The 11,273-nt window shown below is 65.9% G+C and carries 14 protein-coding genes; 12 read left to right on the top strand and 2 right to left on the bottom strand.

Going from position 1 to position 11,273, the window contains the following annotated elements; translation table 11 throughout:
* Positions 1-7 precede the first annotated feature (7 nt).
* Positions 8-649 (bottom strand): helix-turn-helix domain-containing protein, encoded by a 642-nt coding sequence (locus tag WT16_RS27435; protein WP_197486517.1) that lies wholly within the window; start codon positions 647-649, stop codon positions 8-10.
* On the opposite strand from WT16_RS27435, the gene WT16_RS34615 reads away from it, so the two are divergent.
* From WT16_RS34615 to WT16_RS27390, 10 genes are all read left to right on the top strand, one after another.
* On the top strand, positions 582-881 hold the full coding sequence (locus tag WT16_RS34615; RefSeq protein WP_231892118.1) for a hypothetical protein: 300 nt from the start codon (positions 582-584) through the stop codon (positions 879-881). The genes WT16_RS27435 and WT16_RS34615 overlap by 68 nt on opposite strands.
* Positions 882-1,159: 278 nt before the next feature.
* Positions 1,160-2,437 (top strand): PrgH/EprH family type III secretion apparatus protein, encoded by a 1,278-nt coding sequence (locus WT16_RS27430; protein WP_063534662.1) that lies wholly within the window; start codon positions 1,160-1,162, stop codon positions 2,435-2,437.
* Positions 2,434-2,703: a type III secretion system needle filament protein BsaL gene (bsaL, locus tag WT16_RS27425; RefSeq protein ID WP_009915466.1), complete on the top strand. Its 270-nt coding sequence runs from the start codon at positions 2,434-2,436 to the stop codon at positions 2,701-2,703. The genes WT16_RS27430 and bsaL overlap by 4 nt, the downstream gene beginning before the upstream one ends.
* 59 nt (positions 2,704-2,762) lie before the next feature.
* A complete protein-coding gene (sctI, locus tag WT16_RS27420; RefSeq protein ID WP_015602803.1) occupies positions 2,763-3,065 on the top strand; it encodes a type III secretion system inner rod subunit SctI in 303 nt (100 codons plus the stop codon).
* Positions 3,066-3,069: 4 nt separating this feature from the next.
* On the top strand, positions 3,070-3,972 hold the full coding sequence (gene sctJ, locus WT16_RS27415) for a type III secretion inner membrane ring lipoprotein SctJ (protein ID WP_015604133.1): 903 nt from the start codon (positions 3,070-3,072) through the stop codon (positions 3,970-3,972).
* Positions 3,969-4,556 (top strand): type III secretion apparatus protein OrgA/MxiK, encoded by a 588-nt coding sequence (locus WT16_RS27410; protein ID WP_015602783.1) that lies wholly within the window; start codon positions 3,969-3,971, stop codon positions 4,554-4,556. The genes sctJ and WT16_RS27410 overlap by 4 nt, the downstream gene beginning before the upstream one ends.
* Positions 4,525-5,199 carry a type III secretion system stator protein SctL gene (sctL, locus tag WT16_RS27405; protein ID WP_063534661.1) on the top strand — a complete coding sequence of 225 codons (675 nt, stop codon included), beginning with the start codon at positions 4,525-4,527 and terminating at the stop codon, positions 5,197-5,199. Before WT16_RS27410 ends, sctL begins: the two co-directional genes overlap by 32 nt.
* Entirely contained in the window at positions 5,162-5,362 is a 201-nt protein-coding gene (locus tag WT16_RS34610; protein ID WP_043283163.1) for a hypothetical protein, read from the top strand. Before sctL ends, WT16_RS34610 begins: the two co-directional genes overlap by 38 nt.
* A 569-nt stretch (positions 5,363-5,931) precedes the next feature.
* Positions 5,932-6,849 carry a transcriptional regulator gene (locus WT16_RS27395; protein ID WP_063534660.1) on the top strand — a complete coding sequence of 306 codons (918 nt, stop codon included), beginning with the start codon at positions 5,932-5,934 and terminating at the stop codon, positions 6,847-6,849.
* Positions 6,850-6,863: 14 nt separating this feature from the next.
* The gene (locus WT16_RS27390; RefSeq protein ID WP_015602968.1) at positions 6,864-7,301 is read left to right on the top strand and encodes a hypothetical protein; all 438 of its coding nucleotides are present in this window, start codon (positions 6,864-6,866) and stop codon (positions 7,299-7,301) included.
* A gap of 256 nt (positions 7,302-7,557) precedes the next feature.
* Here the strand turns inward: WT16_RS27390 and WT16_RS34140 are convergent, their stop codons facing one another.
* Positions 7,558-7,794, bottom strand: coding sequence for a hypothetical protein (locus tag WT16_RS34140; protein WP_141667983.1), 237 nt, complete (start codon positions 7,792-7,794; stop codon positions 7,558-7,560).
* Positions 7,795-7,986: 192 nt separating this feature from the next.
* Here WT16_RS34140 and WT16_RS27385 point away from each other — a divergent pair, with 192 nt between their 5' ends.
* Positions 7,987-9,684 carry a M4 family metallopeptidase gene (locus tag WT16_RS27385; protein WP_063534659.1) on the top strand — a complete coding sequence of 566 codons (1,698 nt, stop codon included), beginning with the start codon at positions 7,987-7,989 and terminating at the stop codon, positions 9,682-9,684.
* 263 nt (positions 9,685-9,947) lie between these two features.
* Entirely contained in the window at positions 9,948-11,267 is a 1,320-nt protein-coding gene (locus WT16_RS27380; protein WP_063534658.1) for an MFS transporter, read from the top strand.
* Positions 11,268-11,273: the final 6 nt, after the last annotated feature.

The raw sequence follows: 11,273 nt of genomic DNA, 5'->3' as shown, positions 1-11,273 counted from the left end.
GGGCTCCTCATGTCCTGCGGCGGAACCGGCACGGCGAAATGCCGAACAAGTCCTTGATTTCCCTGGAGAAGTGGGACGACGACGCAAAGCCGTTGCTCATCGCGACCTCGGTCATGCTGTCGCGGCTCTCGACGACTTCGAGCACCGCCTGCGCGGCGCGCCATTGCCGAAGCTCGCGCTTCAGGCCGCGGCCGAGCGCCTGCCGGCACAGCCGCCGAAAGTGCGGCTCCGATACGCCGTAGCGCGCGGCGAGCACGGCGATCGGCTGTGGGCTCGCGCGCTCGCGCAACAGAAAGCGCACGAGTTCGTAGCTCTCCTGCGCGCGCAGGAACGCGAGCAGCGGATCGGCGGCGTGCGGCGCGCCCATCACGCGAGCGATCAGCCACCGGTCGAATTTCCAGATGCTCAGGTCGCCCGGCGCGTCGATCACCGCGCCGTCCGGCACGCCCGCGCGATATTCGCGTCCTGCGCCATTCGGCTTCGCGCAGCTTTCCAGAAAAGCGAGCAATTTCGCCGCCTCGAATAACGGCACGTCATGAAAACGCCATGCGCCTTCGCGCGACGCGATTTTGAATTGACCGGTGCCGGCGACCAGCGCCGATTTATCCTTGTCGATCGAAACGGCATGGGACGCCGCGCCGAACGACACGTCCAGTTTCGCGTTTTCCGTGATCGGCCTGATCAGCCTGATTGCCGGCCCCGTAAATAATCGGGATTTTCCTGGTGAAACCACCACGCAATCGAATTTATTGAATCGATTCGCCATCGCGCACTCCTCGATATTGCCCGTGAAATATCGCCCATGCATTTCGCGGCCTTTCCGGGAACGCAGATTAATCAGGTGTCACATTCCGATCAAGCAAAAATTCGGCGATTTATAAAATCTCACGAAAATCAGATGGATTCATCAGGCAATAATCTTCTTTCATATTTCCATTCAGAACTATTCAGGGCCATTCATGGTGCAGAAGTCCGCCCGGCGGTACATTCCGGTCATCGAGCCGGATTCCGGCGCGTCAGCCAAGATCCCGATCGATGCAGTCGCCCGATTCGAATCCGATTATCCGATTCACGATCGACGGCAACGAAATCGATCGAACGAACGGCATATCCATCATCGGGCCATTTGTCGTCCAGGCCGCCTTGAAAAATCACCGAGATGAATAAACCAGATCCCGGACATGAAAGCCTGCAGCTTCGAATCCTGTTCGGCCCGCTTTTCGGATCGGACATTGCGATTCCGTCAGGCGAACTATTTTTCTGTGTCGGCGAGCACGTGGTCGACGATCGTCCGGCCGGGAAACCGGAAAATCGCGCCGATCATTTTCTGGAGCATGCGGTCGATACGCTGTATATCCCGCATCGGGCCGGTTCGCCGAATTTTCGCCTGCGTTTTCCCCGCTTGCCGGGGCGGGCGACACAAATCGCGGAAACCGGCGACGCCGCACGCGGCGATTTCGAAGTCGATTTTCTGTCCGCGGACGGTTGCGTCACGCAATACGCGGCGTTCAATACCGTCTGCCGCGCCGGCGACGTCGCGTTCGCGGTCAAGCGCCAGGGCGACGGATGGAGCGACGCGGTCGTGCACTATGCACCGCAGCCCGAGCCGCACGCGCTGCGCCCGCGGGCGTCGGACGCCGCCGCCGAGCCCCCCGAGCGCATATCGCGCTTCGCGCTCAAGCTGGGCGCAGTGCTCGTCGCGGGGGGCGCGCTCGCGGCGCTGGCGTATTGGCAGGTGCAACGCTATGCGGGCGCGCAGAAGCTCGCGAGCGTGAACGGCGTGCTGGCGGGCGCGCCCGCGCGCAACGCGATCCTGCCAGGCGACGACGGCCGGATCTATGTGCTGAGCGCGTCGCAGGACGGCGCCGAATGGGACCGCGAGGCGCTGCTGAAGGCGGCGCTGCCGGAGCGGGTCGAGGTCGCCGTGATCGGCGCGGAGCGGCGGCGGATCGAGGGCCGGCTCGACGAAGCCGGCATCGATTTCGTGACCGTGCGGCTCGACGCGCCCGAGCGCCCCGAGCTGATCGTCACCGACCGCCTGCCCGCGGCCGCGCGCGAACGCGCGGTCCGCGAGCTGCGGCGCGCGGCGCCTTACGTGCAGGACGTCCGCGTGATCGACGCGAGCCTCGGCGCGATCGAGCAGGAAGCGCGCAACGCGCTCGACAAGGTGGGCGCGCGCTACCGGCTGCTCGCGCGGCAAGGCGGCGCGACGTTCGAGGTGGCGACGTCGTTCGGCGACGAGGAGCTCGCCGCGTTGCAAAACCTCATGCGCTCGTTCGGCCACAAGTGGGGCACGCGCCGCGTCGACTTCAAGATCGCGCTGCGCACCGACTGGCTGAAGGGCAAATCCTATCGGGAAGGCGGCGACGGCTACGTGCTGCTCGATCACGCGTCCTGGTATTTCCCGCAACCCCTGGAAGGAGCACATTTCCGATGAGCAATTCCCCGACTCCATTGCTGGCCGACTACGAGTGGTCAGGCTACCTGACCGGCATCGGCCGCGCGTTCGACACCGGCGTGAAGGATCTGAACCAGCAACTGCAGGACGCGCAGGCGAACCTCACGAAGAACCCGAGCGACCCGACGGCGCTCGCGAACTATCAGATGATCATGTCCGAATACAACCTGTACCGGAACGCGCAGAGCAGCGCGGTCAAATCGATGAAGGACATCGATTCGTCGATCGTCTCGAACTTCCGCTAACCCTCACTTCCTCTCCGGGGCGACGCGGCGCGAGCCGCGCCGCGCCGGTCCGAACGATCATGAACATCATGAATCCGCACGCCGTGTCCGCGCTGCCGCAGCTCAGCGAAATCGAATCGCCCGAGCGGCCGGCGACGCTCGACGCGATCCTGAAGCAAACGCTCGCCGATGCGAACGACAAGTCGAACGTCGCGAAGGCGAGCATCGAGTCGCGGCTCGCCGATCCGGTCGACTTCGCGCATCCGGAGAAGCTGATCGCGCTGCAGACCGAGCTGTCCGACTACAACATCTACATGTCGCTCGCGAGCACGCTCGCGCGCAAGGCCGTCTCGGCAGTGGAGACGCTCGTCAAGGCGCAATGACGCGATGAAGCGATTCGTCTCTTTCTCGCTGCTGCCGGCGCTGCTGCTGCTCGCCGCGTGCAACCAGCAGGAGTTGCTGAAGAACCTGACCGAGCAGCAGGCGAACGACGTCGTCGCGGTGCTCCAGGCGCACGATCTCGCCGTGCGCAAGGAGGACCTCGGCAAGACCGGCTATGCGGTCAGCGTCGAGCAGGCCGACTTTCCGACCGCCGTCGATCTGCTGCGGCAATACAACCTGCCGTCGCAGGCGCGCGTGCAGATCGCGCAGGCATTTCCGGCCGACGCGCTCGTCGCGTCGCCGCAGGCCGAGCAGGCGCGGCTGCTGTCGGCCGTCGAACAGCGCCTCGAGCAGAATCTCGCCGCGCTGCAGAACGTCGTCAGCGCGCGCGTGCAGGTGAGCTATCCGCTCAAGCCGTCCGACAGCGGCAAGCCCGACGCGCGGATGCACGTCGCCGCGCTCCTCACGTATCGCAACGACGTGAACGCGGACATCCTCGTGAGCGAAGTGAAGCGGTTCGTGAAGAACAGCTTCACGAACATCGACTACGACGACATCTCGGTCATCCTGTATCGCGCGCCGTCGCTGTTCCGCGGCGCGCCGACGCCGCCGGCGTCGCATGCGGGCGCCGCGTGGCTCTACTGGCTCGCCGCCATTCCGGTCGCGCTCGCGGCGGCGGCCGCTGGCAGGCTCGCCTGCCAGCGCCGCAGGCGCGCCGCCGCCGCGCGCGACGCGTCGGCGAGCACCGCGCCCGACGGGCCGGTCGGCGCGGCCGCGCCGGACATCACCGATGCGCCGGCCCCGATCGACGCACTCGACGCACCCGACACGGCCGCGCACTTCGACGCGGAGAACGCGCCGGATGCATCGCACGCGTCGCGCGGCGCCCCGCCGGAGCCGCGCCGATGAATCCGCACGCATTGATGCAGGTGATGTACGGCCCGCTCGGCTATGCGCATCCGGATCATCGGACGATCGCCGGCGTCGACCTCGCGCGCGTGCCCGCGGACGTCGCGAACCAGTGGCTGATCGATCATCATCGCCTCGACACCGCGATCGATTGCGATTGGCGCGGCGCGCCGCTCGCGGCGCCCTGCGTCGACCATTGGGCGCGGCTGCCGCGCATCGCGTTCCTGATCGGCGTGCAGCGGCTGCGCGCGGCGCTCGTCGAGCACGGGCGCTACGTGCGGCTCGATGCGTCGAGCCAGCGCTTTCTGTGCGTACCGCTCGCGGCCGTGCCTAAAGCCGCGTGCGCCGGCGCGCCCGACGACGACGCGATCGTCGCGGCCGGCGCCGCGTGCGTCGCGGCCGCGCTGCGCGACGCGCCGCGTGCGCTGCGCCAGCGGCTGCCGCTGCTGTTCCCGCGCGCGCATGCGACGCGGCTCGCCTCCGAACTGGGCGGCGCGCGCGACGATGCGTGCGGCGCCTCGTCTCCCACGCTCTTCTCCTTCGCGGTGAATCATGCGCTCCTCGACCCTGCGCCAGTTTCCTGACACGCTCGCGCCGCTGGCCGGCGTGCTGCTCAAGCGCGCGCCGCTGTCGCAGGCGGCCCGCGCCGAACGATTGCTCGACGAAGCGAGGCGCCGCGCACAACGGCTCGTGCGCGACGCCGAACGCGACGCCGATGCATGCCGCGCGCGCGCGGCGACGGCCGGCTACGAAGCCGGGTTCGCCCGCGCGATCGCGGAAGTCGCCGCTTGCATCGAGCGGATCGACGCGCAGCGGGCGACGTTGCTCGAACGCGTCGTCGACGATGTCCGCTGCTCGCTCGAACGCCTGCTCGACGATCCCGATCTGCTGCTGCGCATCGCCGGCGCGCTTGCGAGCCGGCGCGCGTGCGCGGCCGATCGCCCGCTGCGCGTGTCCGTGCCGGCGCACGCGAAGCGGATCGCGCCCGCGATACGCGAACGCCTGAACGACGCGTATCCGTCGGCGCAGGTCGTCGTCGCCGACACGCGAACGTTCGTCGTCGAATCGGACGAGGCCATTCTCGAATTCGATCCGCGCGACATCGCACACGAGCTTTGCGATGCGGCGCTCGCCGCGTGCCGCGCGGCAGCCGGGACCGCCGACACTTCAACCGAACAGGAGCCATGCCATGACGCCCTTGCAAACCGCGACACACGTGCAGACTGACGCCGTCGATCATTCGACGGAGCGCGACGCACCGAAGCCGTCCACCTCGCTCGACGAGATCATGAGGCGATGGCTGATCGACGGCTTCAAGCAGCAGGTGATGTTCCCCGACCCCGACGATCCGAGCGCCTGCCCGACGTTCGACGGCAACGGCAGTTGGTGATGGCGAGCGCCGCCTTCCCCCGCCGCTCCCCCATTCGCATTCGCACCGCGTGATTCGCGATGCCGCCCCCGGCATCGCTGCGCATCCCCCCTCGTCGCACACGCCGCACGAAAAAGACGACGTGACGCATCGACCACGAAACGCATGCGCCACATGCACCGGCGCACCTTCTCTCATCGATTCCCGCGGCGTCTCTTTTTTCTCGCCGGGCGCTTTTCAAGCGCAATTTCCCATTGAAATCGTGCAATTCGCACACCGAACTTCGGCATCATTCGAGCTGAATCGCCGAGACACACAATTGAGCACTATTCTTAAATAATTGCTTACGACAATTTCGTAAAAGATAATGCAGCATCTGTCTGTTGTCGAGGTCACAAGAAACGCTTTAGGACCATTCACTATCGGGGCGCCATACGCCGCTCGCTTTATCCGGATCTCCGCGACGGATTGACGCAGATGCCGCCCAACGGCGCGGCAGCGCGGCTTCCACACGCGCCGCCATTGGTCAGTACTCGAAAAGAAATACGCACGATGCGCAATTCGACGCGCACTCGCTCGAGTCGGCCCATATGAGGCGATTCACATCGCCTTCGAATGACTTTTCAAACAGTGAGAAACGCCATATTTTGAGCAAGTACCAGATCGACGGCAGTGTCATATTCGATAGTCAAGCGATGACGCTTTCTCGCGGCGACATCGTCACCACGCTTACCGCCAACGAAACCGAATTGCTTTGCATCTTGATGCAGGGCACGGCCAGCAAGCAGGCCGTGATCGAGCACATCTGGGAGAGCAAGGGGCTCTTCGTCACGGAAGGCAGTTATCACCAGCTCGTGCGCGCGCTGCGCGTCAAGCTCGACGAGCAAGGCATCCCGCCCACGCAAGTGAAGACGCTGCCGCGGCTCGGCCTTCGCTTCCTCGGATTCGCCGAGCCGCTCGACGAATCGCCGCCTGCTTCGGATGCGCATGCCGCGCCCGCTTCGTCCGAACCGGAGCCCGCCGCCGCGCCGGCCGACGCGCACGCAGCACACGCCCCGCTTGCCGCACCGATCGCACCGATCGCATCGAACGAGCCGGACGCACCGCATGCGCCGGATACATCGGCTACGCCGCGCGCGACTCCCGCGCCGCCGCCGCCGCCCGCCACGCGCGCGACGCATGCGCGATCGCCACGGCGCCGAGCGGCGTATCTCGCGATCTACGTAACGCTCGCGGCGTGGGCGAGCGTGCTCACGTGGCAGACGTTCCGGCATCGCGACAACACCTTCCGGTTCCGCTTCACGCGAACCATCGACGGCATCCACTACTTCTCCGACGGCCGCATGAACCAGCCCGATCTGCTGAAAGCCATCGACGTCAAGCCGCTCAAGGGCAGCTTCGTCTACGAGATCGAGCTGGGATCGAACGACTGGCTCGCGGTATGCCCGGAATCCATCTACGAAACGCCTGAACTGTGCCAAGCCTATTTCTTCGAAAAGAGCAACTGATCGCACTGTGCGTCGTGGTGCTGAGCGGATGGACGGCCTGGTACGTCACGGTCGGCGCGTATCGCGACCTGCCGCGCAGCAAATGCGTGATCCGCCAGCCGCGCTTCGTGCTGAGCAAGGACGGCGTGACGCGTCAGGCCACGCTGTCGACGTCGTTCTGGCTCGACGTGCACCGCGTGCACGTGTCGGGTTGCTTCGAGCACGAGAAAGTGAACCTGTCCATCGATCGCAGCGGCTCGCTGCAAACGCTCTTCAGAGGCGACGGCTCGCTGCTGTGCCGCGTCAACCACGTCGCCTATACGGCGCGCGACAGCGCGGCGTCGCAGCCGCTGCCGTCCGCGCTGCCTGACGTCGGCGACGAAATCGACCTGCGCTTTCGCAAGCTCGCGTCGAACGCGTGGATCGTCGAGACGGGCGACGATCGCGCCGGCATGTGCGTCGCGCAGCCCTGAGCGGCCGCTTCGCATCGCATCGCGTCGCCGCGACCGGCTTTCGATCCTCGCGCGGCCAATCGATCACCGCGCAAGCCCGTCGCGGCAATATCGCGCCGCCGTCCGCCGTGCCGGCGGCCATCGCATCATGCGGCGCGTCGTTTTTCCGCATCATCGGCCGCCGCGCCATTTCATCCTTCCGGACAAATATCGCCATTCGGCGCGCCACTCATTCGCCCGATCTTCGCTGACAAACTCAAAACTCAGGCAATCCGGGTTAACAATCAGATCCTCGCGAATCAATGGAATATTCACAAAAAATACCATCAACAATCCAATTGAATATCCAGAAAAACTGAATATGACCGCCGTTGGCGGCCCGCATGCGCGCCGCGCATTCCACCGAGCCGCCTCGCGAGCAGCGCCGCCCCGCCGCCCGCACCACGCGATTGCCGCCCGGCGCGCGCCGGCGGCTCGACATCGGCGGCGCGCCCGATGCGCCGCACAGGATCATTTCAGATTCCTCACCAACGCCTGACTCGATTCACACCGAAACAATGAAACATTAATTTTTTGGTAAATATCTTGTAAATATTGAATTGGCCTCCTAGCATGCCTCTGCAGTTCAAAGGTACCTCTCATGTTTAATGCTTGCAGTTAATGCATTTTGAATAATCACGCAATCATTCATTATCTGGGGGATTACATGAAGAAACTATCTTGCCTGCTGTCGATCACCGCGATTTCCCTCGCGTGTGTCAGCGCGTTTGCGCAAGCCGACGATCCGCAGGCCACGGCCGACCGCGCGCTGCAGTTGATCCAGCAGAACCCGTCCACCTTCAACCTCGCCGCCGGCAGCGCCGCGCGCACGCTGAAGTTCGCTGGCGTGCAGGCGAAAGCGCCGGCGGACGGCGACCAGTTCCAGGTGCGCGACGTGATCGTCGACCCCGACGGCACCGAGCACGTGCGCTTCGACCGCTTCTACGCGGGGCTGTCCGTGATCGGCGGCGACGTCGTCGTCCATTCGAGCCAGGGGCGGCTGAAGCAGGCGAGCCTCACGCAGCCCGCGCCGATCGATCTCGCGGGCAAGATCGGCAAGATCGGCGAGCGCTTCGTGGTGCGCAACGCGCCAGACGTGGGCGCGGACGCGGCGCTGCGCGTCGCGTCGAAGCGTTTCGGCGCGGACGTGCGCCGCGTCGACGGCGCGGCGCTCGTCGTGTTCGCGCGCGACGCCGCGCCCACGCTCGCCTATGCGGTGCGCGTGTACGGCAAGGCGACCGACGCGCACGGCGAAGCCGTGATCTACTACATCGACGCGCGCACGGGCAGCGTGCTCGACGCGCAGGACCTCATCAAGACCGCCTCCGTGACGGGCACCGGCCGTTCGCTGTACTACGGCAACCTGTCGCTGACGACCGACCAGACCGGCACGAACGCGTACCGGCTGCTCGATCCGACCCGCGGCGGCGGCTCGGTGTACGACGGCCGCGGCCTGAGCTCGGACGAAGTCGAGCAGTCCACCGATCTGCCGATCTTCACGAGCAGCACGAACGTGTGGGGCAACAACACGACGAGCGACCGGCAAACCGTCGCCGCCGACATCGACTACGGCCTCGCGCTGACCTGGGACTACTACAAGGCCACGCACAACCGCAACGGCATCTTCAACGACGGCCGCGGCGTGAAGAGCTACGCGCACGTCGTGTTCGACACCGGCAGCGGCACGACGGGCGCGAACGCCGCATGGCTGTCGTCGCGCGTGATGGCATACGGCGACGGCGAGCCGGGCACGCGCCTGCCGAAGCCCGTCGTGTCGATCGACGTGGCCGGGCACGAGATGAGCCACGGCGTGACCGAGGCCACCGCGAACCTGAATTACTCGGGCGACGCGGGCGGCCTCAACGAATCGACGTCCGACATCTTCGGCACGCTCGTCAAGTACTACGCGAACAATCCGAACGATCCGGGCAACTACGTGATCGGCGCGCGCATCACGAGCGGCGGCCTGCGCAAGATGTACAAGCAGGATCTCGACGGCCGGTCGTACAGTTGCTATCCGTCCGGCGGCTTCTCGTGGATGAATCCGCGCCACGACCCGCACTACACGTCGGGCGTCGGCAACCGGTTCTTCTATCTGCTGGCGGAAGGCCCGGTCACGCCGTCGACCGATACCGGGCTGTCGAAGAGCCAACTGGTCTGCAACGGCGACACCGGCTTCGGCGGCCTGGGCCGCGACAAAGCGGGCAAGATCTGGTATCGGACGCTGACCTTGTATCTGACCACCTACTCCAGCTACCCGAGCGCGCGTCGCGCGTCGATCCAGGCGGCGAACGACCTGTACGGCGCGAATTCGGTTGAAAGCGCAACGGTCGCGCGAGCGTGGAGCGCCGCCGGCGTGAACTGACGGCGCGTCGCGGGCCGCGCGGCAACAGTCGCGCGGCGCGTCCGGCCCGCGGCGCGATACGGGGCCCGGCCGATACGGGGCCCAGCCTCGCCGCCGGCTTGTCTCTTCGCGGAAGCTTCCACAAAAGCGAACAAACTTGTTCCGATTATTTCGCTTTCCGCCGATTGCCTCCTCCTCTTACCCTTGCTGCACCCGAACGCGCGCCGCCGTCCGGCGCCGGCATGCGCACGGGCAATGAAGACAATCGAAACCGGAGACATCACGTGTCGCAAGTCCGCCCTCTTGCTACTGCCCCCTATTCCCCGCCAGCCGGGACCCTCGCCCGCCTTCGCTCGATCTTCAGCGGATCGGTCGGCAATCTGATCGAGTACTACGACTGGTACGTGTACTCGGCGTTTTCGCTGTATTTCGCGAAGGTCTTCTTTCCGTCCGGCAGCCAGACCGTGCAGTTGCTCAACACCGCGGCGATCTTCGCCGTCGGCTTCGTGATGCGGCCGATCGGCGGCTGGCTGGTCGGCCTGTACGCGGATCGCAAGGGGCGCCGCGCCGCGCTCTTGATTTCGGTGCTCGCGATGTGCGCGGGTTCGTTGATCATCGGCCTCACGCCCGGCTACGCCAGCATCGGCATCGCGGCGCCCGTGCTGCTCGTCATCGCGCGGCTGCTGCAGGGCTTGAGCCTCGGCGGCGAGTATGCGAGCTCGGCCACCTATCTGAGCGAGATGGCCGACAAGACGAACCGCGGCTTCTATTCGAGCTTCCTGTTCGCGACGCTGTCGCTCGGCCAGTTGCTGGCGATGGCGGTGCTGGTCGCGCTGCAGCAGTTCTTCCTGAGCGCCGCGCAACTCGAAAGCTGGGGCTGGCGCATTCCGTTCCTGATCGGCTCGCTCGCGGCGGGCGTCGCGATCTTCCTGCGCCGGAACATGGAAGAAACGGAATCGTTCGAGCAGCACCGGCAGAGCCGGCGCAGCCGCGCGTCGGTCGCCGGATTGTTCCGGCACAAGCGCGCCTGCCTGATCGTCGCGGGCCTGACGCTCGGCGGCACGGTCGCGTTCTACGCGTACACGACGTACATGCAGAAATTCCTCGTCAACAGCGCGGGGATGAGCAAGGCGGACGCGTCGATGGTGTCCGTCATCAGCCTGATCGCGTTCGTGCTGATGCAGCCGGTGTTCGGCAGCCTGTCCGATCGCGTCGGCCGCCGCCCGCTGCTGATCGCGTTCGGGGTGCTCGGCACGCTGTGCACGGTGCCGATCTTCAGCGCGCTGACGACGGTGAAGACGATGGGCGGCGCGCTCGCGCTGATCTCGGCGGCGCTGCTGATCGTGAGCCTCTATTCGTCGGTCAGCGCGGTCGCGAAGGCCGAGCTGTTTCCGGTCGAGATCCGCGCGCTGGGCGTCGGCCTGCCCTATGCGATCACGGTGTCGCTGTTCGGCGGCACGGCCGAGTACATCGCGCTGTGGACGAAGAGCATCGGCCACGAGACCTGGTTCTTCTGGTACGTGTCCGCGTGCGTGCTGGTGTCGCTGCTGTGCTATCTGTGGATGCCCGATCCGAAGGCCGTGTCCTGCATCGACCGGGATTGAATCCGG

Source organism: Burkholderia sp. MSMB1589WGS, assembly GCF_001636105.1.
In the GTDB taxonomy this organism is placed as follows: Bacteria; Pseudomonadota; Gammaproteobacteria; order Burkholderiales; family Burkholderiaceae; genus Burkholderia; species Burkholderia humptydooensis.
This window is presented reverse-complemented; position numbering and strand designations above follow the sequence as displayed.